Genomic DNA, 25,078 nt, shown 5'->3' with positions numbered 1-25,078 from the left:
TGGAAATGAAAATATACGAAGCTCTTCGTTGGGCTTCGTCTTTTTTACTGGAAAGAAACCTAGAAGAGCCAGCGGGAGAGTGGTTACTGCGGCACCATACAGGGAAAGACCGCTCTAACTTGCTTGCGAGTATGCATGATGTATTAGAGGAGCCTATCTGGATAGCATTCCGTAGCGATGTGCAGTTGCTTGCTACAGGTGTTCCAGTACAGCATATTATTGGTACAGAAGAGTTCTACGGAAGAACGTTTCAAGTAAATAAAGACGTCCTTATTCCACGACCGGAGACAGAGGAGCTGGTGGAGCTCTTATTAACTAAGATGCCTCAAGCCCCTTTATCCATTCTTGATATTGGAACGGGGAGTGGAGCAATTGCGATTTCTTTAAAACTTGAACGGCCTGATTGCGAAGTCACTGCTCTTGATTTATCGGAAGATGCACTTTCTGTAGCGAAACAGAACGCTTTAAAGCTTGGAGCAGATGTTTCTTTTAAACAAGGAGATTTATTTGCACCTGTTTCTGGTGAGACATTTGATGTCATTGTCTCAAATCCGCCATATATTCCTGAAACAGATGTAAACACTCTTGCAACACAGGTGCGGGACTATGAGCCGCATAGCGCATTGTTTGCAGGGAAAGACGGTCTAGTGATTTACCGACGATTGGCTGAAGCGATGCCCCGTTTTGTAAAAGAAAACGCATTAATAGGGCTTGAATTCGGTGTTGGCCAAGGGATTGAGATAAAAACATTATTTAGTCGTGCGTTTCCATTTGCGACTGTTGATATTTGTTATGATATAAATGGGAAAGATCGCATGCTCGCTATTTATGGAGATTTGCGCAGTTAATCTTGTCGAATGTTTTTTAGTTTAAATAAAGCCTGCCCTGACCATCCTAGGTGAGGAAGGGGCGGTGCTCATAATGAAACCAAGAGCTATTATCTATCTATTAATCTCTTTATTCGTAGGACTAATGAGCTGGGAAGCGCAAAATGCTCAAGCAGAAGGTCAATTTCATCAGGAGGTAAGTGCGGAAGATGCCATTCGCCTTCGGATTTTAGCAAATAGTGATTCAATTGGTGATCAAGCATTAAAACGTGAAATTCGTGATCAAGTAAATGCGGAGATTACGGAGTGGGTCGGTGACGTCGAGTCATTTAATGAAGCCGCATCAACGATTAAAGCAAATATAAAAGAACTAGAAGCTATTGTGGCAAAAGAGCTGCAAAATAGAGGATTATCACAAAGTTATAAAGTAGAATTTAATACGGATGTATCGTTTCCTACAAAATTATACGGCAATATTGTTTACCCAGCAGGATTATACAATGCGGTATTAATTACTTTAGGTGAGGGTCAAGGAGAAAACTGGTGGTGTGTATTGTTTCCGCCGTTGTGTTTTCTAGATATGGATAACGCTGAAGCAAAAGAGTTAGAACAAGAACCCGTTGAAGAAGTAGAAGAAGTGGAAACATCATTTTTTATCGTAGAAATGTTTGAATCTTTATGGGATCGGTTATTTGGGTAATAGTCATATTGGTACAAGCCTCCTCATATGATAGAGGAAAAAGGAGGAGGGGCCATGGCTCTCACGGTTAGAAAAATGGAGAAAACTGATTTATTAGCCATTCAAGCTTTATTTGCACGAGTTGGTTCAACGACTCAAGTCGATCAAAATAGCCGCTTTCTTGTAGTGGAAAGTGAAAATGGAGCAATTGTAGGAACAGTTGGCCTTGATAAGGCGGGAGAGCTAGGGCTTTTACGGACGATGGTCATTGATAGTAACCGGACTCATCCAGCAGCCTCAATTGAATTTATCCAACTAGCGATTGCTTTTGCGCAAACAGAAGGGATTCATACGGTTTATGCGTTAAGTAATGGGAAAGTAGCTTTATTTGAACCGCTTGGTTTCGAACGCATTGAAGAGCCGTTTTTACCCGAAGTAATTAAAACGATGGACCATTATCAATTAGTGACGGAAACAGATCAAGCAACAATCTGGGCTTATTCTTGTTCGCCTATTTGAAAAAGGTTGTGGATTTGTGGATAAAAAATGTGAATAGATGGGAACACTAAATAAAAAACGGTGATTCACCAACTTATAAACAGGTTATCCACAGTTGTGGGTAACCTGTTTTTTGCCGATAATCGCTTCTTTTGATTACTCTGATAATCAAAAGAAAGTACTGTCTCTGTAGGGTTTTGTTAAAATATAAAAAGTTGAAGTGGTTTTTAAAGGGAGGCGAACAAAAATGATTTATAAACAAACAAAAGTATGGACTGTGGATAATCGCACTGAAGATCAACAACAAACCAATTCCATTAGCGAAGCGGCGCTGTGGATAAAGGAAAATAAACTAATTGTCTTTCCAACTGAAACGGTTTATGGGCTAGGAGCAAACGCCCTTTCAGAAGAAGCTGTGGCAACAATCTTTTCTGCAAAGGGGCGTCCGAGCGATAATCCATTAATCGTGCACATTGGTCATGAAGAACAACTGAATCAACTTGTCCGAACGATTCCGGATAAAGCGAAAAAGCTAGTTGAAGCTTTTTGGCCAGGTGCACTAACGCTTGTGTTTAATGCGAAACCGTCAGTTGCACCGAATGTAACAGCTGGTTTAGATACCGTTGGTGTAAGAATGCCTTCTCATCCAATCGCAAAAGCGCTCTTACAAGCGTGTGATGTGCCGGTAGCTGCACCGAGTGCAAACAGGTCAGGACGTCCGTCGCCAACTAGTGCAGACCATGTGTTGATTGATCTAGATGGAAGAGTGGACGGTGTTATTGATGGAGGTGCTACGGGAATTGGCCTTGAATCGACTGTTTTAAGTGTTGTTCATGACCCGCCGATGCTCTATAGACCGGGTGGGGTAACTGTGGAAGACATAGAGTCTGTCATTGGCCCTATCTCGATTGATCCTGCGCTTCAAGAAAGTGAAGCGGCGCCTCGGTCTCCGGGAATGAAGTATACGCACTATTCGCCCCAAGCGAAGGTCGTACTTGTGGACAAGCCTGTGGACTTACAGCGTCTAGCTGATGATGCACGCAAACAAGGAGAAAAAGTAGGCGTCTTTGCTACAAGGACAAGCTTTGCATATCGTGCAGATGAGGTTGTTAAGAGTGAAAGTCTAGAGCGTGTAGCGCAAGAACTCTATGCGACATTACGGGAGTTTGACAAGCGCAAGGTTACAGTTATTTATGTAGAGACAGTGCCGCTTTCGGGAGTCGGGCTAGCGATTATGAATCGACTAGAAAAAGCGGCAGGGGGAGCACGAGTGTAAAACAAGCACGACGCACTTACTTCAGTAAAAAAGGCTCTAAGATTTACCTTAGGGCCTTTTTTGGCGTTTTAGATTCCTTGTCAATAGCGATATTCTGTGATCTACACTCGTTCACTCCCAGACATACACGAACGAAGAAGATGAATCGTTACGAATTTCTCGAAAAGACGAATGAACGTCATAAAATAGCGTGTTACAAAAAAGCTCGTGGTGAATTAACCGTGAGCTCCGCTTTAATCTGGTATCAGCCTGTCTAAACTCCCTTGGACGTGCATACATTCAATTAGCATGTTTTTTTGGGAGGGTGTTAAACAATGCATGAGTTTGTGACGATATGTATAATGGCGGCAGCTTTAGGGATGGATGCCTTTTCTGTAACGCTTGGAATGGGAATGATGGGATTATCCCGTAAGCAGGTTTTTCGGATTGGCGTCACGATAGGAGCGTTTCACGTATTCATGCCACTCTTAGGCATCGTAACAGGGAAGTGGCTATCCAATCAATTTGATGTAATTGCTACATATATAGGTGGAGGTTTGTTATTAATCATTGGACTTCAAATGATCCTTGCTTCGTTTTCAAAACATGAGGAAGGTAAACTAAAACCGGTTGGTTGGGGCCTTTTCTTATTTGCAATTGGGGTAAGTTTAGATAGCTTTTCGGCTGGATTGTCTTTTGGTATTCTTGGTACTTCGGTCATTTTTACAATTGCTGCCATTGGAGTCATCAGTATGATCATGTCTTGGATCGGCCTCATTATCGGCTCTAAGTTTCATAGCTATATTGGTGCGTATGGCGAATTACTAGGGGGACTTGTTCTCCTAGGATTTGGTTTAAAGATCATGCTTCCGATTTAATCAATCTTGCTTAATCGATTATGGTAAACTGTTCAAATATATATCGATTAGGAGGAATTTTTAATGAGAAAAAAGCGTGTGTTATTTATTTGTACGGGAAATACATGCCGCTCGCCATTGGCGGAAGCATTTCTAAATCATTTAGCTGGTGATAGGTTTGAAGCACGGTCCGCGGGAGTTTTTGCAGAAAATGGTGCTCCACTATCAAGTGGGTCAGCACGTGTTCTTGAGCAAGAGGGTCTGACTACAGATCATTCTTCGCAACAAGTGTCAGATGAATTAATGGAATGGGCTGATGTGGTTATTGCTATGTCGAATAGCCATAAGTTTAATTTGCAAAGTCGTTACAATAAAGCCGACATATTGACGCTTAAGGAAATAGCGGGAATGGGAACTGGTGATGTTGCTGATCCTTTCGGAGGTTCAGATGATGTGTATAGGTTAACAGCAAAAGAAATAAAAGAAGCATTAACTCGATTAATTAATCAAAACGAAACGTAAAGAAAAGGGTGAATGGTGTGGAGGCAGATCGTAACGTCCAAAAAAGCTTCAAGTTCAGTATTCGTAAGAAAATGGTTTTAGGAGTGAGTGGTGTCGCTGCAATTACATTTGCGTGCAGTGCAATCATTTTGTATTTTTGGGGGGAATTTCTTGCTTCCACATTAGACATCGATATGCAATGGATTATGTTAGGTGTATTGCTCCTCGGGGTTGTATGGAGTGCAGTCTTAGGTTACTTTCTATCGCATTTTATTACAAAACCTTTGGGTGAGTTAGAGAGAGCAGCTGCTGAAGTTGCTGCTGGTATTGTTGATACAGAAGTGAAGCTATCGAATTCAGATGATGAATTACGGTCATTGGGTCTTGCTTATAATCATATGCTCCGTAATATAAAAAATATGGTCCAAGATATCGAAACAAATTTTGCCCAAACAGATTTACGTGTGCAAAGTCTAAGTGATGCAACAATGCGTTCATCAAGCCAAGCAGAGCAAATTGGGGTAACAATGGGAGAAATCGCGACTGGAGCTGAAGAGTCAGCAAGGGCGATTCAAGAAACCGTGATTTCATTAGAAGAAACAACTGAAATGGCAAACCGAATGAAAGAAAGTGCAAAGCAATCAAGTGACCACTCTTTAGAGATGGTCCAATCCCTGGAGACGAGTCGAACAATTACGTCAACGCTTGTTGATGGTATTCGAGATCTTGCGAATAAGCAAGAACATTCACTACAATCTGTTCATCGTCTTGAGAAGCAAGCACATGAAGTTGAAACAATAACTGCTTTTGTAGGGACAATTGCAAAACAAACGAACTTACTTGCGCTTAATGCGTCAATTGAAGCGTCTAGAGCTGGTGAGCAAGGGCGAGGTTTTGCAGTTGTGGCGAGTGAAGTCCGTAAACTTGCTGATGAAAGTACTCAAGCGGTCGCCTCAATTTCAGATTTAATTGGTTCGATTCAACAAGAAGTAAAAAACGTTGTCTCTGATATAGAAGAACAGGTTCGTGTTGCTCGAATCCAGACGGAAAAAGGTACTGAAACAACTGAAGCGATTACTAGTATGGAGAAGTCAATTCAGACGGTTTCGGAAATGATAAAGTTAATTTCAGATTTATCGGACAAGCAGCAGCGAGCAATTGAAGCTAGTTCGTTAAAAACGGAAGAGGTAGCGGCAATTGCAGAAGAAACGTCTGCTGGTGCTGAAGAAGTAACGGCAATGACAGAAGAACAATCGCAGGCGCTGGAAGAAGTCGAAAAGTTATCTGCGGATTTAGCAAATCAAGCCAAGCAATTGAAGACAACGATTGAAAAGTTTACAATAGAGTCAAACGGATAAAGTGTTCAATATGAACGCTTTTTTTTTAGGTGAAAATGCTAAAGGGGTGTAAAAATGAAGATCGCAATTGCTTCAGACCATGGTGGAACAAATCTAAGAGCGGAAATCATTGGACTCTTAAAAGAATTAACGTTGTCTTACGAAGATTTTGGCTGTGAGTGTGATAGCTCTGTAGATTATCCAGATTATGCGTTACCTCTTGCCAAGAGAGTAGCTAAGGGTGAGTTTGATCGAGGTATTTTAATATGTGGGACAGGCATTGGCATGTCTATTGCAGCAAATAAAGTGAAAGGTGTCAGGTGTGCGCTTGTTCACGACGTTTTTAGTGCTAAAGCGACTCGCCAGCATAATGATACGAATGTACTTGCAATGGGAGAACGGGTTATTGGACCTGGTTTAGCAATAGAAATTGTGCGTACGTGGTTAGACGAAGAATTTGAAGGTGGCCGACACGCAGGTCGAATTGGCAAAATTTCTGCATATGAAGACCAGGAAGCATGATGGAACTTCGAATGGCTCTTACTAGCTTGCTTGATGAATTACGCGCTCAAGTACCAGAATTAACGAATAAGCACTTTATTGTTGGGGCGTCCACAAGTGAAGTGACCGGCGGGAAAATTGGAAAACAAGGCTCAGTTGAAATTGCACAAGAGTTGTATGCTGCCTTATCTCAATTCAAGAAAGATACAGGCGTCCACCTTGTATTTCAATGCTGTGAGCATTTGAACAGAGCAATTGTAATTGAACGATGCTTAGCAGAGGAGAAGGGTTTACCTGAAGTGGCTGCTATTCCTGTACGCGAAGCAGGTGGGGCTATGGCCGCCTATGCATTTAAGCAGATGAACGATCCGGTTTTAGTAGAACGCATTTCTTGTGATTTGGGTATCGATATCGGGGATACATTTATCGGTATGCATTTAAAAGAAGTCGTTATTCCAATACGGTTATCAAAGAAGGAACTTGGACAAGCGCATGTCACGTTTGCTTCAACAAGACCCAAACGTATAGGTGGAGAGCGGGCAGTGTACAAAATAAGTGAATAACTGAAAGCGTTTTTAATTAAAATTTACGGAAATTGCTAGGAATAGTTGTTACTATCGGTTAAAATAAAAAAATAATAGAGTTAAAAGCGAACGAGAGGGGAATGGGAATGGATCATTTAAAGAAGCAAGATGCGAAATTGTTTGAAGCGATAGAACTTGAATTAGGGCGTCAAAGAGACAAAATTGAGTTAATTGCTTCCGAGAACTTTGTGAGTGAAGCAGTGATGGAAGCGCAAGGGTCAGTACTAACGAATAAGTATGCGGAAGGTTACCCAGGGCGTCGTTACTATGGTGGATGTGAATACGTTGATATTGCCGAAGACATTGCCAGAGACCGAGCTAAAGAAATTTTTGGCGCGGCTTATGTAAATGTGCAACCACATTCAGGCGCACAAGCGAATATGGGTGTATATTTCACTATTCTGGAGCAGGGTGATACAGTCCTTGGAATGAATCTCTCTCATGGTGGTCATTTGACACACGGTAGCCCTGTTAACTTTAGTGGGGTTCAATATAACTTCGTTGAATACGGAGTTCGTGAAGACGACCAGCTTATTGATTATGATGTTGTTCGTGAAATTGCCAAAGAACATAAGCCAAAGCTAATTGTAGCTGGAGCGAGTGCATATCCTCGTGCGATCGATTTTAAAAAGTTCCGTGAGATTGCTGACGAAGTCGGTGCGTTCCTGATGGTTGATATGGCGCATATTGCTGGATTGGTTGCGGCTGGTGTTCATCAAAACCCAGTTCCTTACGCTCATTTTGTGACAACAACGACTCATAAAACATTACGCGGACCACGTGGTGGGATGATTTTATGCAACGAAGAAACAGCTGCAGAGTACGGGAAAAAGCTCGACAAATCGATTTTCCCAGGTATTCAAGGCGGCCCACTGATGCATGTCATTGCGGCTAAAGCTGTATCGTTTGGTGAGGTATTATCGGAAGACTTTACTGTATATGCGAAGGCGATTGTTTCCAATGCAAAACGTTTAGGTGAGAAACTTCAATCAGAAGGAGTAAACATCGTTTCTGGTGGAACAGATAACCATTTAATTTTGCTTGACCTTCGTTCGCTTGACTTAACTGGAAAAGTTGCTGAGAAAGCTCTTGATTCAGTTGGGATTACAACAAATAAAAATACGATCCCTTACGATCCACAAAAACCATTTGTAACAAGTGGGATTCGTATCGGTACAGCGGCAGTAACGTCGCGGGGATTAGACGGGGAAGCAATGGATGAGATTGGTAGCTTGATTGCTTTAACGTTAAAAAATATTGATAATGAAGAAGTACTAGAAACAGTGCGCAAGCGTGTTTCAGACCTAACAAGTAAGTTCCCGATGTATCCAAACCTATAATCATTTCAACAAGAGCAGTCAACTTTTAGGGGGCTGCTTTTTGTTGTATTTATATGTATAAGAGTGCTAGTGCGGCGATTGAAGTGGAATATGTAAAAGATGGCTCTTGTATGATGTGGGTATTTTGGGTAAAATCGTTCAAGACGTGTGTCGAATGATGACGACTACTTAAAAGGAAGTGAAGCTATGGGAAAGGTATATGTATTAGATCATCCGTTGATTCAACATAAGCTCTCTTATATTCGTGATAAAAATACGGGTACAAAGGAATTTCGTGAGCTTGTTGATGAAGTTGCAGCATTAATGGCGTTTGAAGTGACAAGAGATTTGCCTCTTGAAGATGCGGAAGTAGAAACGCCTGTAGGTCCTGCGCAAGTGAAAAAACTAGCAGGGAAGAAGCTTGGGCTTGTTCCGATCTTGCGTGCTGGTATTGGGATGTCTGAAGGAATTCTACAAATGATTCCTGCCGCTCGAGTAGGACATGTTGGCTTATACCGTGATCCAGAGACATTAAAGCCTCACGAGTATTATGTAAAGCTTCCTAATGACGTTCAAGAACGTGAGTTATTAGTGATTGACCCAATGCTTGCTACTGGTGGATCGGTTGTTGAAGCGATCAACAGTCTGAAAAAGCGTGGGGCAAAAAGCATGCGCTTAATCTGTCTTGTAGCTGCACCGGAAGGGGTTGCGTATGTACAGGAAGAGCACCCGGACGTTGATATATACTTAGCTGCTCTTGATGAGAAATTAAACGAAAAAGGATATATAGTACCTGGTCTCGGTGATGCAGGCGACCGTCTATTTGGTACAAAATAAAGGCAAGGAATAAAGCGAGCAGATTGACTGCTTGCTTTTTTTGTATGGAAAAAATAGTTCGAGATTGTTTGCGTGAATGGATTCGTTTGAAACGTTGTATTTATGTATAAAGTTGGTTATTAGACACATACTACTCGTCACGACACGTAGTAGGGGAGATAGTCATGAAACATGTGCGCGGCTGCGTTATGCTGCTTATCGTAATCTTTATGGCGACCGTGCAAGGGACAGGGTTTGCACTCGCAGATAAAACCGAAGGAACTAGTGAAGTAAGTGTAGACGAAGGCACGGGAAGACGCGTTGTCATTGTTTCTGTTGCTGGAGATGTGGATGAAGCAGCAAATTTGGTTGAAGAGACAATCGAATCAGCTTCTATTCGTAGGCTCTATAAAGAAGTTTACGGTGGCTTCTCGTTAGATTTACTTGAAGAAGATATACCTTTGTTAAAACAATTAAGTGTCATTTCTCGAGTGGATGACGTAGCGATTTACCAACCTAGCCTAGAAGGAAGTATCCCCTTTATTGGTGTTGGAAAAGGCTTAATGCGAAGCGATGGCACTACCGAAAAGGGTTTAACAGGGAAAGGTGTAAAAGTAGGCATAATTGATACGGGTCTTGATTATGAACATCCCGATCTTCGGGCCAATTATAAAGGGGGCTACGATATTATTGATGAAGACGATGATCCGATGGAAACGAAAGTGAAACAAGGGGAACCGACGTTACATGGGACACATGTGGCAGGTATTATCGCTGCAAATGGACGAATTAAAGGTGTAGCTCCAGAAGCAGAAATTTATGCTTATCGAGCACTCGGTCCAGGGGGGCAAGGGACAACTGAACAAGTGTTGGAAGCGATCGAAAAAGCAGTTACAGATCAGGTCGATGTTCTTAATCTATCGCTTGGAAACACGGTGAACGGTCCTGATTGGCCAACTAGTTTAGCGTTGGATCGGGCAGTTGACAAAGGGGTAGTCGCCGTTACATCAAGTGGAAACAGTGGTCCAAATATGTGGACGGTCGGGTCACCAGGAACTTCATCAAAAGCGATTTCAGTTGGTGCCTCTTTACCTCCAGTTGAAATTCCTTATATTACATTTCAACATAATAAAGAGAAAAAAATTGAACTAACCCCTCTTATTGGTTCAGTCCCGTGGAAACTCAAGCGGGAAATGGACATTATTGACGTAGGTCATGGATTAGTTACGGATTATAAAGATGTCAATGTAAAAGGCAAAATTGTGTTGGCTAAACGTGGTCGTTCCACATTCGCTGAAAAAATGAATATTGCCAATAAAGCAGGGGCGAAGGGTGTACTTATTTATAACAATTTAGACGGTTCTTTTGCGGGGGGGTTACTTGACCCGGTTGATATCGTTGGTGCAAGTATATCAAAAGAAGATGGAGAATGGCTGCTTGAACAGATGAAAAGCACAAAAAAAGCAGCACAAATTGCAACACAGTATGCACAAAAACAAGATTTGATTGCACCATTTAGCTCGCGTGGTCCCGTTACTGAGACGTGGGAAGTGAAACCTGATCTGGTTGCTCCAGGAGTAGCAATTCAGAGCACAGTACCAAAAGGGTATTTAGGCTTAAATGGCACAAGCATGGCAAGCCCCCATGTAGCTGGGGCAGCTGCGTTAGTGCTTGAAAAACATCCTGATTGGAGTCCGGAGCAAGTGAAAGCAGCGCTTATGAATTCATCGAAACAGCTTTCAAATGAGCAGGGAAGTCTTTACTTGCCGCATGAACAAGGGGCGGGGAGGCTTCAAGTTGATAAAGCGTTAGAGGCAAAATCACTCGTCTATCCTAGTTCATTAACGTTTGGCACTTGGGATAAAAAAGCGAGCCAGACAAAAAGAGAATTGCAAGTAACGGTTGAGAATACAGATGATAAAAAACAAACATTCCATATTGAACCCCCAATTGGTGAATTGGATGGAATTGAATGGGAAGCTCCTGAAGACGTTGTCGTAGAAGCGCATGGAAAAAAACAAATCACGCTTGTGGCAGAAATTAATCCTGGCCTCTTACAAAACGGACTTCATGCAGGAACTGTGTATGTTAAAAATGATACGGAAGAAATTCATATTCCTTACGTATTATTTATGGAAGAGCCAAATTACCCTCGTGTAATGGCGTTTCAGTTTGCGCATAGCGATCAAAAAAATGGATACTATTATGAGTATTATTTGCCTGCCGGTGCAGAAGAATCAGGAATTGTATTGTATGACCCTGATACATTTCAGTATGTTGAGTCACTGATCGAAAATGAACGGTCAGAACGAGGAATGGTTAGTGGCGAATTGCAAGATCTTAAAGTAAAACCAGGCCGATATAAAGCATTAATTTATGCAAGAAGCGAAGGTGCGGAAGATACAATTGAAACAATGATTGATATTGGAGAAGAATTTCTCCCACCTCCGAAATAAAAGGTGAGAACCATTAAAAATGAACTTGGAGCTTCAGCTTGTTGACAAAGTCCTGTAAAAACGGATTCGTCGACAAGCTTTTTTTCGTATGGGAATCGGCGCTTTCCGCGGAATACTCCGACTAAAATGAAACTCATAATGGTGCGAATAAATATACGTAGAAGCATATTTTTTGTGGTGTAAAGCACATATGAAATTCCCTTTATTTTCAAGGGCATATCAAAAATGCCTTGTCAATAGATCTGCTTCTAAAAGATCTTCTTTGAAGCTGAAAATTGGTTAAAAATGTTTTTTTTAACGAAGGAATACGTATCTCAAACCTCTTTTCTGACTTGGAGTCTCTATAAATTGGGAATGATATGACAGTTGTGTGAACAATGGGGAATTCTTTTATAACTCTTTTTATTTCCTGTCAAAATTCGTTGACACAGGATACCTGCTATTGTACGATTACAAAGGGTTACCATGATAAGGGTTACATAAGTGAATTGTACGGTGTTTCTATTGCGATGGAGGTCGTTTTCATTGTCAAAACCAGGAAAGAATCCAATGCGGGCTTTTATGCTGGTTTCAACTATTACGTCCTGTGTACTTGGAGGTACAGTCGGAGGCTTGTTCCTTGGTTTGTGGCTCGATAAATTGTTTGGGGTAGAACCGTTATTTTTAGTTAGTTGTTTGTTGTTCGGTCTGTTTATGAGCACTTATAGCATCTCCAAAATAGTTCAGCCCTTTTTAGGAGACGATGACTAAATGTCCGAAAAGGCGAGCAGCCATCTTGTAATGAAATCAAAAATGAAGTTTTATTTTTTGATTGCGGTTCTAACGGTCACGGTGTTATTAATAGGATTTTTTATCACACCTTTCCAATCAATTTTCCTCGGTTTAATTCTAGGCTTTTCAATCAGTTTTTTGAATTTATGGACAACCTATCGTAATGCACACATCATCGGCGGAATTCACGCACCATCTAAATGGCCCTCTATGATTATTGCAAGCTTGGGGTTTGTATTTAGAATTTTCCTTGTCATCACAGCCGTTTGGGTCGCCATTCAATATCCAGAACGATTCCACATTCTATCAGTGGTGATTGGTCTGGGGTTGATGTATGCCATTATGATGTTGGATATGATAGTAAAAAGCTTTAAGGCGAAAGAGGTGAAATAATTATGCTCGGTCATGAAAGTATGATTTGGGAAGTCTTTGGGCTTCGGTTTAATGGAACCACTATTGTTACTACAACTATAGCTATGCTTATCGTCTTTGTAATTACTGTAATTGGTGCTAGGAAACTTGCAATGCGACCCACTGGATTACAAAACTTTATAGAATGGGTCTTGGATTTTGTTAGAGGGATTATCAAAGCTAACATGGATTGGAAATTAGGCGGACGTTTTATTGTTTTAGCCTATGCTCTTTTATTCTATGTATTTGTTGCGAACATGATGGGGATTCCTTTCGAGTTAGTGAAAGGTGATCACGAAGTCATTTGGAAGTCACCAACTTCTGATCCTTTATTAGCTCTAACTATGGCTGGTTTTGTTGTAATTTTAACCCATATATATGGTCTTAAAATCACCGGGTTGAGTGCGTATGCTAAAGGATTCGTAACACCAAAATGGTTTTTATTGCCTTTCAAGATTATAGAAGAAATATCCAATTTCTTGACACTTGGAATGCGATTATACGGTAATATCTTTGCAAAAGAGATATTAATGATTCTAATCGTTATGCTAGGAACGAGTGGTCTGTTATGGGGAGCATTTGCATTCATGCCTTTAATGGTATGGCAAGCTTTTAGTATTTTTATCGGATCAATTCAAGCATACATTTTTGCGATGTTAGCTATGGTTTATATGTCGCATAAAGTTGAACAACATTAATTCCTGCTCATACAGAGCGCTTTTATAAAAACTAATTAATATCAAGGAGGATTTTTAAATGATGGATGCAGTTGGTTATACACATCTAGCAGCAGGTTTAGCAGCAGGTTTTGCTGCCATTGGAGGCGCAATTGGCGTTGCCATTATCGTTAAAGCAGTACTAGAAGGGGTTGCACGTCAACCAGAACAACGTGGTACGCTACAGACATTAATGTTTATTGGTGTTCCTTTAGCGGAGGCAGTTCCGATTATCGCCATAGTTGTTTCTTTACTACTTCTATTTGTAGTTTAACAATTAACAAGGCAATTGAACGAAGCGGTATTTTGAGAGGCGATAGCGTTCTAAATAGAACCTCTCGCCTTTACTTATGTAAGAAAAAACTTCTGAGTAAGGGGTGTTAAGATGGATATTTATTGGGGAACGGCGCTCTACCAATTAGCAGCGTTCGCTGTATTACTTTTATTATTAAGTAGATTTGCTTTAAAGCCACTTCTCGGCGTTATGCAAAAACGTCAAGATATGATCAACGAACAAATCGATTCTGCTGAACGCAACCGTAAAGAAGCGGAAAAAATGATTGAAGAACAGCGTGAAGAGATGAAAGCTGCTCGCGTTGAAGCAAGAGAATTGGTTGAAAATGCTAAGAAAGCTGGCGAACAGCAAGGTCAAGAAATTGTCCGTGCCTCTAAAGAGGAAGCTGCTCGTGTTCATCAGCAAGCATTGGCTGAAATTCAAAATGAAAAAGAACAAGCTGTTATTGCTCTTCGCGAACAGGTTGCTTCTCTATCTGTATTGATTGCGCAAAAAGTGATTGAGAAAGAACTTGATGCAAGCGAGCAGGATAAGCTTGTCCAAGAGTACCTTAAACAAGCGGGCGAAGAGCTATGAGCAACAAAGCGGTAGCCAATCGTTACGCTGTTGCTCTTTTTGAGTTAGGCCAAGAAAAAGGACAAGTAGACCAATTCGAAAGCGATCTTGAACTCGTGCGTGAAGTATTTAATGAAACGCCAGAATTGCTTAAAGTACTCCGGTTGCCTGGACTACCTCTTGAGCAAAAGCAAGAGCTGCTTACGCGTTCGTTTGAAAACAACGTTCATCAAACGGTTTTTAAAACAATCTCACGGTTATTGGAACTTGGTCGTTTTATGATCATTCCCGAGTTGGCTCAAGAATATAAACAACTGAATGATGAAATAAAAGGAATTGCAGAGGCGAATGTGTATTCAGCCAAACCTCTTTCCGACGATGAAAAACAACAAATTGCTGTTGTCTTTGCTCCAAAAGTAGGGAAACGAGCTCTTGAAATAAACAATATTGTAAACAAAGAATTGCTTGGTGGAATCAAAGTCCGTGTCGGTGACCGTGTCTTTGATGGTAGTGTAAAAGGTCAACTGGATCGTCTTGAAAAAGGCCTTCTTGCAGGAAATTAAAGAATTTGTCAGTTAGGGGTGAAAACGAATGGCAAGCATTAAAGCGACAGAAATCAGCTCGCTCATTAAGCAGCAGATTGACCAATATGAAACGAGTGTAGACGTTCAAGATGTAGGTACCGTTATTCGCGTTGGGGATGGTATTGCTACTGCCTATGGTTTAGATAATGTGATGGCTGGAGAACTACTTGAATTTTCAACTGGTGTAATGGGCATGGCTCAAAACCTTGAAGAAGATAGCATTGGGATTATTATTTTAGGACCGTATAGCGACATTCGTGAAGGGGACGAGATTAAGCGTACTGGACGTATCATGGAAGTACCAGTTGGTACTGAATTGCTTGGACGGGTTGTTAACCCACTAGGTCAACCAATTGATGGACTTGGTCCAATTGCGACAACGAAAACGCGTCCAGTTGAAGGACAAGCACCAGGCGTTATGGCTCGTAAATCAGTTCACGAACCTCTTCAAACTGGAATTAAATCAATTGATTCGATGATTCCAATTGGTCGTGGTCAACGTGAGCTAATTATCGGTGACCGTCAAACAGGTAAAACATCAATTGCAATTGATACAATTCTAAATCAAAAAGACCAAGACATGATTTGTGTATACGTAGCAATCGGTCAAAAAGAATCGACTGTATCGGGTGTTGTTGAAACACTTCGCCAACGTGGCGCGCTTGATTACACAATCGTTGTTTCAGCGGGTGCTTCTGATCCAGCTCCAATGCTATTCTTAGCTCCATTTACTGGTGTCTCAATGGCAGAAGAGTTTATGTATGACGGCAAGCACGTACTTGTTGTCTATGATGATCTTTCAAAACAAGCAGCGGCTTATCGTGAAATGTCACTCTTGCTTCGTCGCCCTCCAGGTCGGGAAGCATTCCCAGGGGATGTATTCTACTTGCACTCCCGTTTGCTTGAGCGTGCTGCAAAATTAAATGATGATTTAGGTGGCGGTTCAATTACTGCTCTACCATTTATTGAAACACAAGCAGGGGATGTATCTGCTTATATTCCAACAAACGTTATCTCAATTACCGATGGACAAGTATTTTTACAATCAGATTTATTCCACTCGGGTGTGCGCCCAGCCGTTAACCCAGGGATCTCCGTATCTCGTGTAGGTGGTTCTGCCCAAATTAAAGCGATGAAAAAAGTTGCTGGTACGCTTCGTCTTGACTTAGCTGCTTACCGCGAACTAGAAGCATTTGCTCAATTTGGATCTGATTTAGATGCTTCCACTCAAGCGCGTTTAGGTCGAGGTCAACGTACAGTTGAACTATTGAAACAAGATTTAAACCAACCGCTTTCAGTTGAAAAACAAGTAGCAATCATTTACGCACTTACTAAAGGGTATTTAGATGATGTACCTGTTTCAGATTGTTTACGTTTTGAGTCAGAGTTGTTCACTTTCCTTGAGAGCAATCATAATGAACTGCTTGAACATATTCGCACAACTGGAAACCTTCCAGAAGAAAGCGATTTGAAAGCAGCAATTGCATCATTCAAAAAAGGCTTTGTAGCCTCAAACGAATAAATACATTTTTCTAGTTTTGTTCAGAAAGGCGGTGAACAGATGGCTTCTTTGCGCGATATAAAAAACAGAATCAATTCAACGAAAAAAACCCGACAAATTACAAAGGCGATGCAAATGGTATCGGCTGCGAAATTAAATCGGGCTCAAGAAAAAGCTCAAAGCTATGAAGTATACGCAAAGAAAATGCGTGAGGTCGTGAGCAATATGGCGGAGGCGGGCAGTAATGTCAGCCACCCAATGTTGGAAGAACGTCCTGTGAAAAAAACAGGTTACATTCTTATCACATCAGATACAGGCCTTGCTGGTGGGTATAACTCAGGGCTTTTACGCGATATGATGAAAACCATTCATTCAAGACATGCATCGACAGATGAGTATGCAATTATTGTCCTTGGCCGAATTGGACGGGATTTGCTTCGTACACGTAAGCAACCTATTATTCAAGAGATGATCGAAGTACCAGATCAACCAGGTTTTGCAGACATTAGCGGGCTAGCGAAAACGTCGGTTGAAATGTTTGCTGATGGAATTTTTGATGAGCTTTATATTTGGTATAACCATTTCGTTTCGCCAATGACACAGACGGTGACGGAGCAAAAACTGTTACCATTAACGTCTACAGAGGAGAACGAAACAACGAGTAGCGGCAGTTTGTATGAGTATGAACCATCTGAACAGGAAATTCTGGAAACCGTATTGCCGCGTTACGCAGAGAGCTTGATTTACGGAGCGCTGCTTGATGCGAAAGCAAGTGAATTTGGTGCAAGAATGACTGCGATGAGTGCAGCTTCAGATAATGCTTCCTCGCTTATTGATGATTTGACGCTCTCTTATAATCGGGCGCGCCAAGCCGCAATTACGCAGGAGATTACAGAAATTGTTGGCGGTGCAGCCGCTCTCGAATAGAACGAAAATGAACTTAAGCAGGAGGGAATAGAATGTCAACAGGCCGTATTATTCAAATTACAGGACCGGTTGTAGACGTTAAGTTTCCAAGTGGCCAACTTCCGCAAATCAATAACGCACTGAAAGTAACTCAAGTAGGCGGCGTAAACAACGCTGTTGAAGTTACAGTGACATTGGAAGTGGCGCTTCACCTTGGAAATGATACGGTCCGCACAGTAGCAATGGGCTCAACCGATGGATTGATGCGTGGTACAGAAGCGCAAGATACAGGTGCTCCGATTTCCGTGCCAGTAGGCGATGAAACACTTGGTCGTGTATTTAATGTCCTTGGAGAAGAAATTGATTTAAAAGAACCAGTTCCGGCTAGTGTTCGTCGTGATCCAATTCACCGTGAGGCACCAAGCTTTGAAGAACTAACGACAACAACTGAAATTCTTGAAACAGGTATTAAAGTTGTTGATTTGCTTGCGCCATATACTAAAGGTGGTAAAGTCGGTCTTTTTGGTGGGGCCGGTGTAGGGAAAACGGTACTTATTCAAGAATTAATCAACAACGTTGCTCTTGAACACGGTGGTATTTCCGTATTTGCCGGTGTTGGTGAGCGTACACGTGAAGGAAATGACTTGTATCATGAAATGACTGAAGCTGGCGTTATTAAGAAAACGGCAATGGTGTTTGGTCAGATGAATGAGCCTCCAGGTGCGCGTATGCGTGTAGCACTTACAGGCCTTACGATGGCAGAATATTTCCGTGATGACCAAGGTGCGGATGTACTCTTGTTCGTTGATAATATTTTCCGCTTTACACAAGCTGGTTCAGAAGTATCTGCACTTCTAGGACGTATGCCGTCAGCGGTAGGTTATCAGCCTACACTTGCAACAGAAATGGGTCAATTACAAGAACGTATTACATCTACGAAAAAAGGATCAGTTACATCAATCCAAGCGATTTATGTACCTGCCGATGACTATACAGATCCAGCTCCTGCGACAGCGTTTGCTCACTTGGATGCAACCACCAACCTTGAGCGTAAACTAACAGAGCAAGGGATTTATCCTGCCGTGGATCCATTGGCATCAACATCACGTGCCCTTTCTCCTGAAGTAGTAGGAGACGAGCATTACAGTGTTGCCCGTGGTGTTCAACAAACATTACAGAAGTACCGTGAGCTTCAAGATATCATTGCCATTCTTGGTATGGAAGAATTATCTGAGGAAGACAAATTGGTTGTTGCTCGTGCACGCCGTATTCAGTTCTTTTTATCTCAGAACTTCCACGTTGCTGAACAGTTTACTGGACAGCCAGGTTCTTATGTACCTGTCAAAGAAACCATCCAAGGCTTTAAGGACATTCTTGCAGGCAAATATGACGATCTTCCGGAAGATGCGTTCCGTCTAGTGGGCCGTATTGAAGAAGTTGTAGAAAAAGCGAAGCAAATGGCCTAATCATTTGCCTAGGAAACAGCACAGTGTTTTCTAGGCATGATTGCCGACAAGAGGAGGGGTTCTATGGAAACAATACAAGTAAGTGTCGTTACTCCAGATGGAGCCGTTTATACGGGCGATGCAGAGCTTGTCGTTGTCAAGACGACTGAAGGAGAACTTGGGGTTAAAGCCAAACATATTCCGCTCGTCTCCCCGCTAACAGCTGGACCTGCTCGTTTTATCAAAGATGGCAAAGAAGAACAGGTTGCTGTCACTGGCGGTTTCATTGAGGTTCGTCCTGATCAAGTCACGATCTTAGCTGAAGCAGCAGAGCGTCCAGAACAGATCAATGAAGATCGAGCTGCAAAAGCGAAAGAGCGTGCAGAAAATCGGTTAAACGACAATGGTGGGCATATTGATAAAAAGCGTGCTGAAATTGCTTTACAACGTGCAGTAACGCGTCTAAATGTAGCGAAACATAAATAAAAATGTCAAAAAAACCATTAAAATCTCTATGATTTTGATGGTTTTTTTGACATTTTTTTTAAGGAAAAGAGGGTTAATTCTAAACGCTAGCGGGTACGTTCAATAGTAACGGTCATTTTTAATTAAAGTTTAAAAGTTGTGACAAAACGTTCACATCTTTTTAATTTAACTTTAGCAATTTGGGTTCATGTTACTCTAGCTTTTTTTAATTAAATCCGTTATGATGGATATTGGATTGCGGGCTTTATGCTTGACATTCAGCGAAACGCATCCATCAATAAGAAAAGGGGTTATTTTTTGACGAATGGACTTGGTTTGGAAGCGTTCATACATATTGTCGTGAATCTTCTTTGTCTAGGACTTGCTTGGTGGGCTTTGCAGTCATTTCGCTTCGATCTATTCGTTAAAAATCCTAAGAGCAAGCAGGCTGCCGCATTGAAAGTCATATGTGCGCTAGCGCTGGGTTATTTGATCGCTCGTTTCTTTCTTGATTATTTTCAAGCAGTTCAACTCCTTCCTTATATGTTTTAGTTAAAACTGTTAATAAGATCATACATTTTTTATGTATGCTTTTTCTCTCGCGGGTAAAAATGGTACTAACAAGGCCATGGCTGCCAAAAGGGGAGAGCAAACATGAAAAAGATGTATACAGTCGGTTTTCTCGGATTGATCCTGTTTCTTTGTGTGGGAATGAATGTTGCTTCAAATGAAGCAGCAGAAATACGTTTTAACGAACAAGTGAAAGCTATTGTTTCTTTAACAGAGAAAGAAAAATTAGAAGCGCTAGGTTGGCAAGTTCGTGCCAAAGGAACAGAAAAGCAATATGAAGGTACTTTTTCAGAGCTGATCAATGAATTTGAATCCGATTATCCATCTTTTGAACGTATCTCTGTACAAGCGGGTGGAAATGATTTACGTGCAGTGTTTACAAATGCGTCTACCAACGGCTTGCGTGAAGAAATGAAACTATTTGCCTCACCGATGGAGGATGGCATTGTTTTAGAGCAATCGTACGAGCTTATAGCCGATGATGCAGTAACAGTTTTTGACTTTGATATGTTTGAGGAAAGCCTTACTGAATTTGATTTAAACGGAGCTGAACTTTTTTACCAAGTAACAGCTGAAGCAAATCATTTAAATGAGGTTTCATTATATGAACAAGCAAAGGTCTATGCAGATGAGCTAGGTGCAATTGAGCAGGAAGTGCTTAATGAAGGGACATTTGTATCATTGTCCGCATATAATGAAGAGTGGAGCGGCGGAATTGCTCTAAATGACGAAAGAACCATGAATGTGCAAGTTGCCTTAAGGCAGAACCCAGACTTGGGCGCACGAACAGCGGTAACTTTAGGAACGCCTATAATTACGACTGAATATTGATGATATAGAAGAGAAAAAAAACAGACGCGGAGGGGAATACGTTGGAAAAAATAATAGTCCGTGGCGGCAAAAAGCTGCACGGCTCCGTGAAGGTAGAGGGTGCAAAAAATGCAGTTCTGCCTGTCATCGCAGCATCGATTTTGGCTGAGCGAGGTTCGAGTACAATCGAAGAAGTGCCATCGCTAACAGATGTATATACAATGAAAGAAGTGTTATCAAATTTAAATGTGGCTGTCGACTATGTCGACGGGCAGTTTGTTGTCCATGCGGACAGACCACTAAAAACAGAGGCGCCATTTGAGTATGTGCGAAAAATGCGTGCGTCATTTTTAGTAATGGGACCTCTTTTAGCGCGTGTAGGTCGTGCTAGAATTGCTTTGCCTGGTGGTTGTGCAATCGGATCACGTCCAATTGAACAACATTTAAAAGGGTTCGAAGCGATGGGTGCCACTGTCGAAATTGGAAATGGCTTTATTGAGGCGAGCATTGAAGGGAAATTACAAGGAACAAAAGTATATCTTGATTTCCCAAGTGTAGGAGCTACAGAAAACATTATGATGGCTGCTGTTCTTGCTGAAGGCACTACGATTCTTGAGAATGTAGCAGAAGAACCAGAAATTGTTGATTTAGCGAACTATCTAAATGCAATGGGTGCAAAAGTAAGAGGTGCAGGTACGGGTGTCATTCGTATTGATGGTGTCGAATACCTTCATGGAGCCGTGCATTCAGTTATTCCGGATCGAATTGAAGCTGGAACATTTATGACCGCTGCAGCTATTACAGGTGGTAATGTGTTTGTTGAAGGTGCAATTGCAGAGCACATGCGACCACTTGTGGCAAAAATGCGGGAAATGGGTGTTGAAATCCAAGAAGAAGAAACAGGTTTGCGTGTGATTGGACCAGAAACATTAAAAGCAGTCGATATTAAAACAATGCCACACCCAGGTTTTCCTACAGACATGCAAGCGCAAATGATGGCTCTCTTACTTCGTGCAGAAGGAACGAGTGTTGTAACAGAAACTGTGTTCGAAAACCGTTTCATGCATGTAGAGGAATTCCGCCGCATGAATGGGAACATTAAAATTGAAGGCAGATCTGCTATTGTAACAGGTCCTACGAGCTTACAAGGAGCAGAAGTAGGAGCAACTGACTTACGAGCTGGTGCTGCGCTTGTTGTTGCTGGTCTCGTTGCAGATGGCTACACACGTGTGACAGAGCTTAAACATTTAGATCGTGGCTACGTGAAGTTGACAGAGAAATTGAAAGCACTTGGTGCTGACATTGAACGTGTTGAAGAACAGTTTGAAAACGAAGTGGTTGAAGCGGCAGAACTGATTTAATCGTATTTCCAGGGAAATAGTCGTTTTAAAACGAAAAAAGGAAAAAAGTACATTCCATTTAATTGGTATGTACTTTTTTTGTTCTTTTTTAAGAAAGCTAGACATATGGATTAAGGAATACGGTTTGATCTTGGTTGAAGAAGGAGCCTGAAGTACTGCTGAAAGAGAAAAAGAGTTGGCCAAGCTACTGGTTTAAGGAGGTCTGCTATGAAACAAATCATAGCCTTTGTGACGATCCTAGTATCAATTGTGTTGCTTGTCCCTGCTGCTATGGTTGCATTTGGAGATAATGACAAAGAGATGGCCGATGCAAGTTTTGGACTGGCCTATCTTGAGAAAACAAGTGAAGCCGAAGAAACAAAAGTACAGTCAGAGTCAGTAACAACAGAAGAAAAAAAAGAAGCAATCGACATTCCCGTTTATCGAGCAAAAAAGGAAACAATTGAACATGTTCCAATAACCGATTACATAATCGGGGTAGTCGCTTCCGAAATGCCAACAACTTATGAAGGAGAAGCGCTAAAAGCACAAGCACTTGCCGCAAGAACGTATTTATTGTCTCAGCAGCTAAAATCACAGGAAGATAGAAACGTTTCTGAAGGTGCTCTTATAGAAGACACCGTTAAGCATCAAGTCTTTCAAAGTAAAGATGAATTAAAGGAAATTTGGAAGGACAAGTTTGAGGAACGTTGGAATAAAGTTGAAGCGGCCGTCATAGAGACCGAAGGGGAAATTATGACGTATAACGAACAACCAATAACGGCTTCTTTTTTCTCTACAAGTAATGGGTTTACAGAAAATGCAGAAGACTTCTGGACACAGGAGATACCTTATTTAAAAAGTGTAGCAAGTCCGTGGGATAAAGAGTCCCCCCGTTATGCGAATGAAGTGACGATACCAGTGGAGACGTTTGAGGATGCATTAGATGTGAAACTTCCAGGTGACGGGTCGATTGGAAAAATCATCGCTCGAACAGACGGGGAAAGGGTGGGTTCCGTTGAAATAAGTGGAAAGACGTTTTCAGGACGAGAAATTCGGGAGGCGCTGGACCTAGACTCGTCTGATTTCACGTGGCATTTAAGCAATGGCAATGTTGTCATTCAAACAAAAGGTTGGGGTCATGGCGTTGGAATGAGCCAATTTGGAGCGAATGGAATGGCAAAGGAAGGCAAGAGCTATCGGGAAATTGTTAAACACTATTATCAAGGAATTACGATTGAATCTATGGAATCAATTGAATAGTAGCCGTTTTGCTGCTCTATAATAGTAGAGCAGTTTTTTTAACTAGTTAGTAAGAAATGGACGATGCTTATTCACAAAGCCGCCTATGATCAACCAACTTGAAAAAAAATTATTGGAACGATGTATATATTTCTAGTAATTTGCTCAGAATGGTTGTCAGAGGTGATGAGAAATGAAAGAAGAAAAAAATTCTTCAAACAAAATCCAAAATCTTATGCGTAAACGTTGGTTGTTGCCTGCCGTCTATTTAGCTGTTGCTGCTGGTCTTTTAAGTGCTGTATTCTTTATGCAAAATGGAGAGGAACAAGCTGAACTGGAACAAACACCAAGCGAAGAGCCTGGACAAGCAACAGAGGATCCGGGCGTTCCAGTTACAATTGCTGGAGAGTCTGTCCATATGCCAGTTGAAGATGAAGCTAATTATGATCGAGTAGGTGTCTTCTTTGATTCACAAGCTGATGAATCAGAACAGGCAGAAGCATTAGTGTTATTTGACAATGTTTACCGTGAGAACAAAGGAATTGATTTAGCTAGTAAAGATCAAGAAGTATTCCCTGTCGTTGCTGCAATGAGTGGAACGGTTACAAAAGCAATGAAAGACTCTGCTCTAGGCTTTGTAGTAGAGATTGATCATGGCGGAGACTTAAAAACTCATTATTCAAGTTTAAGTGCAATTGACGTGCAACAAGGTGCTGAAATCGAGCAAGGTGATGTATTAGGGGAAGCTGGAAGCAATACGTATAACGAAGAAGCTGGCGTTCATGTTCACTTTGAGATTCGTCAAGATGGCGTCGCTATGAATCCGAATGATGCATTTGGTAAAACGTCAGAAGATTTATTGGCTGACTTCCCTCTTGGTGAAGATAAGGACAAGGAAGAAAATGAAAAACCAGAAAATGAGAAAAAGCCAGAAAACGAAAAACCAGCTGAAGGATCTGACAAAGAAGATAAAGATGCTGACGAAAATGAAAAACCTTCAAGTGATCAAGTAGACCTTCCAGGATTGGAATAAAAATCACTATAAAGTTGGAATACCTTTGAGGTTAACTCTCAAAGGTATTTTTTATGTTGGATTCAAGGGGAATTCATCAGATTCCCATATTCAATGTCTATGAAATAATCTATAACTACCGACAGGGATACACAGATACTCTTGCTTGGGATAGAGCCTACATAAGAACATAAGACCCTCAATTTGTCTGTGAGACTCATTCAACGGTACCGGAGGATGGATATACCGGGAGCGAGGATTTTCAAGGGAACAATTTCATCAATTTCCCCGGACTTTGTCGACTAGTCGACAAACATTTAGTTGAGTGCTTTTTTAGATGGCAAAAAAGAAGCATTTTCGATCAAATAAAAGCAAATAGGTTCATTGGAGAAAAGTGAATAATCCTAAAATTACGCAAGGCCTATGAAAATATGGTATATCGTGCGCGACTTCTTAATACACTTTACCAATCACCTATACAGAACTAGGGAGGCGAGTCGTGTGCACGATTACATCAAAGAGCGAACTATCAAGATTGGCAAGTACATTGTTGAGACAAAGAAAACAGTGCGAACTATTGCAAAGGAATTTGGTGTCTCAAAGAGTACTGTACACAAGGATCTTACCGAGCGTTTGCCGGAGATTAATCCGGAGCTTGCAAATGACGTAAAGGAAATTCTTGAGTACCACAAGTCTATTCGCCACTTGCGGGGTGGTGAAGCGACAAAGGTCAAATATAAGAAAACGATTGAAGTCGTTGATCAGCCAATCGCAAAAACTCCGCGATAAAATTTAGACAAATTCATTTTTTCTCCTTTGTTTATG

28 protein-coding genes are annotated in these 25,078 nt (G+C 41.4%); all 28 read left to right on the top strand.

Translation table 11 applies throughout. The annotated features are described in order from the left end of the window. The first annotated feature begins 5 nt into the window (after positions 1-5). On the top strand, positions 6-848 hold the full coding sequence (gene prmC, locus BK584_RS13120; RefSeq protein ID WP_078395593.1) for a peptide chain release factor N(5)-glutamine methyltransferase: 843 nt from the start codon (positions 6-8) through the stop codon (positions 846-848). Positions 849-921: 73 nt separating this feature from the next. Then, complete coding sequence (gene spoIIR / locus BK584_RS13115) at positions 922-1,527, top strand: stage II sporulation protein R (protein WP_078393029.1); 606 nt, start codon at positions 922-924, stop codon at positions 1,525-1,527. 54 nt (positions 1,528-1,581) lie between these two features. Next, positions 1,582-2,025, top strand: a complete 444-nt coding sequence (locus tag BK584_RS13110; protein WP_078393028.1) for a GNAT family N-acetyltransferase — start codon at positions 1,582-1,584, stop codon at positions 2,023-2,025. Positions 2,026-2,251: 226 nt separating this feature from the next. Then, positions 2,252-3,280 carry an L-threonylcarbamoyladenylate synthase gene (locus BK584_RS13105; protein WP_078393027.1) on the top strand — a complete coding sequence of 343 codons (1,029 nt, stop codon included), beginning with the start codon at positions 2,252-2,254 and terminating at the stop codon, positions 3,278-3,280. A 314-nt stretch (positions 3,281-3,594) separates the two neighbouring features. Next, entirely contained in the window at positions 3,595-4,137 is a 543-nt protein-coding gene (locus BK584_RS13100) for a manganese efflux pump MntP (RefSeq protein ID WP_078393026.1), read from the top strand. 63 nt (positions 4,138-4,200) lie between these two features. Beyond that, entirely contained in the window at positions 4,201-4,638 is a 438-nt protein-coding gene (locus BK584_RS13095; protein WP_078393025.1) for a low molecular weight protein arginine phosphatase, read from the top strand. A 17-nt stretch (positions 4,639-4,655) separates the two neighbouring features. Next, positions 4,656-5,975 carry a methyl-accepting chemotaxis protein gene (locus BK584_RS13090; RefSeq protein WP_078393024.1) on the top strand — a complete coding sequence of 440 codons (1,320 nt, stop codon included), beginning with the start codon at positions 4,656-4,658 and terminating at the stop codon, positions 5,973-5,975. Positions 5,976-6,029: 54 nt separating this feature from the next. Further along, complete coding sequence (gene rpiB, locus BK584_RS13085) at positions 6,030-6,476, top strand: ribose 5-phosphate isomerase B (protein ID WP_078393023.1); 447 nt, start codon at positions 6,030-6,032, stop codon at positions 6,474-6,476. Next, positions 6,473-7,018: a TIGR01440 family protein gene (locus BK584_RS13080; protein WP_078393022.1), complete on the top strand. Its 546-nt coding sequence runs from the start codon at positions 6,473-6,475 to the stop codon at positions 7,016-7,018. The genes rpiB and BK584_RS13080 overlap by 4 nt, the downstream gene beginning before the upstream one ends. A gap of 107 nt (positions 7,019-7,125) precedes the next feature. Continuing rightward, positions 7,126-8,379 (top strand): serine hydroxymethyltransferase, encoded by a 1,254-nt coding sequence (glyA, locus tag BK584_RS13075; protein ID WP_078393021.1) that lies wholly within the window; start codon positions 7,126-7,128, stop codon positions 8,377-8,379. A 186-nt stretch (positions 8,380-8,565) separates the two neighbouring features. Continuing rightward, on the top strand, positions 8,566-9,195 hold the full coding sequence (gene upp / locus BK584_RS13070) for a uracil phosphoribosyltransferase (protein WP_078393020.1): 630 nt from the start codon (positions 8,566-8,568) through the stop codon (positions 9,193-9,195). A 164-nt stretch (positions 9,196-9,359) separates the two neighbouring features. Continuing rightward, positions 9,360-11,630: a S8 family serine peptidase gene (locus BK584_RS25380; protein ID WP_078393019.1), complete on the top strand. Its 2,271-nt coding sequence runs from the start codon at positions 9,360-9,362 to the stop codon at positions 11,628-11,630. Positions 11,631-12,155: 525 nt separating this feature from the next. Then, entirely contained in the window at positions 12,156-12,380 is a 225-nt protein-coding gene (locus BK584_RS13060; protein ID WP_078393018.1) for an AtpZ/AtpI family protein, read from the top strand. Then, positions 12,381-12,794 carry an ATP synthase subunit I gene (locus BK584_RS13055; RefSeq protein ID WP_078393017.1) on the top strand — a complete coding sequence of 138 codons (414 nt, stop codon included), beginning with the start codon at positions 12,381-12,383 and terminating at the stop codon, positions 12,792-12,794. It abuts the gene before it with no gap. Positions 12,795-12,796: 2 nt separating this feature from the next. Beyond that, positions 12,797-13,510 (top strand): F0F1 ATP synthase subunit A, encoded by a 714-nt coding sequence (gene atpB, locus BK584_RS13050; protein WP_078393016.1) that lies wholly within the window; start codon positions 12,797-12,799, stop codon positions 13,508-13,510. A 58-nt stretch (positions 13,511-13,568) separates the two neighbouring features. Then, the gene (gene atpE, locus BK584_RS13045) at positions 13,569-13,802 is read left to right on the top strand and encodes a F0F1 ATP synthase subunit C (protein ID WP_078393015.1); all 234 of its coding nucleotides are present in this window, start codon (positions 13,569-13,571) and stop codon (positions 13,800-13,802) included. A 111-nt stretch (positions 13,803-13,913) separates the two neighbouring features. Then, a complete protein-coding gene (gene atpF / locus BK584_RS13040) occupies positions 13,914-14,399 on the top strand; it encodes a F0F1 ATP synthase subunit B (protein ID WP_078393014.1) in 486 nt (161 codons plus the stop codon). Further along, positions 14,396-14,941, top strand: a complete 546-nt coding sequence (locus BK584_RS13035; protein ID WP_078393013.1) for a F0F1 ATP synthase subunit delta — start codon at positions 14,396-14,398, stop codon at positions 14,939-14,941. Before atpF ends, BK584_RS13035 begins: the two co-directional genes overlap by 4 nt. Positions 14,942-14,969: 28 nt before the next feature. Then, a complete protein-coding gene (atpA, locus tag BK584_RS13030) occupies positions 14,970-16,484 on the top strand; it encodes a F0F1 ATP synthase subunit alpha (protein WP_078393012.1) in 1,515 nt (504 codons plus the stop codon). A gap of 39 nt (positions 16,485-16,523) precedes the next feature. Beyond that, positions 16,524-17,390 (top strand): ATP synthase F1 subunit gamma, encoded by an 867-nt coding sequence (atpG, locus tag BK584_RS13025; RefSeq protein WP_078393011.1) that lies wholly within the window; start codon positions 16,524-16,526, stop codon positions 17,388-17,390. Positions 17,391-17,422: 32 nt separating this feature from the next. Further along, on the top strand, positions 17,423-18,835 hold the full coding sequence (gene atpD, locus BK584_RS13020) for a F0F1 ATP synthase subunit beta (RefSeq protein ID WP_078393010.1): 1,413 nt from the start codon (positions 17,423-17,425) through the stop codon (positions 18,833-18,835). Between the two features lie 63 nt (positions 18,836-18,898). Then, on the top strand, positions 18,899-19,300 hold the full coding sequence (locus tag BK584_RS13015; protein WP_078393009.1) for a F0F1 ATP synthase subunit epsilon: 402 nt from the start codon (positions 18,899-18,901) through the stop codon (positions 19,298-19,300). A gap of 297 nt (positions 19,301-19,597) precedes the next feature. Beyond that, entirely contained in the window at positions 19,598-19,831 is a 234-nt protein-coding gene (locus BK584_RS13010; RefSeq protein WP_078393008.1) for a DUF1146 family protein, read from the top strand. Positions 19,832-19,933: 102 nt separating this feature from the next. After that, the gene (locus BK584_RS13005; protein ID WP_139365670.1) at positions 19,934-20,680 is read left to right on the top strand and encodes a YwmB family TATA-box binding protein; all 747 of its coding nucleotides are present in this window, start codon (positions 19,934-19,936) and stop codon (positions 20,678-20,680) included. A 41-nt stretch (positions 20,681-20,721) separates the two neighbouring features. Next, entirely contained in the window at positions 20,722-22,020 is a 1,299-nt protein-coding gene (murA, locus tag BK584_RS13000; protein ID WP_078393007.1) for a UDP-N-acetylglucosamine 1-carboxyvinyltransferase, read from the top strand. A gap of 207 nt (positions 22,021-22,227) precedes the next feature. Continuing rightward, complete coding sequence (spoIID, locus tag BK584_RS12995) at positions 22,228-23,262, top strand: stage II sporulation protein D (RefSeq protein WP_078393006.1); 1,035 nt, start codon at positions 22,228-22,230, stop codon at positions 23,260-23,262. Positions 23,263-23,434: 172 nt separating this feature from the next. Next, positions 23,435-24,274, top strand: a complete 840-nt coding sequence (spoIIQ, locus tag BK584_RS12990) for a stage II sporulation protein SpoIIQ (protein WP_078393005.1) — start codon at positions 23,435-23,437, stop codon at positions 24,272-24,274. Positions 24,275-24,754: 480 nt separating this feature from the next. Further along, positions 24,755-25,042 (top strand): sporulation transcriptional regulator SpoIIID, encoded by a 288-nt coding sequence (gene spoIIID, locus BK584_RS12985; protein WP_078393004.1) that lies wholly within the window; start codon positions 24,755-24,757, stop codon positions 25,040-25,042. Positions 25,043-25,078: the final 36 nt, after the last annotated feature.

Source organism: Shouchella patagoniensis (assembly GCF_002019705.1).
Taxonomy (GTDB): domain Bacteria; phylum Bacillota; class Bacilli; order Bacillales; family Bacillaceae_D; genus Shouchella; species Shouchella patagoniensis.
This window is presented reverse-complemented; position numbering and strand designations above follow the sequence as displayed.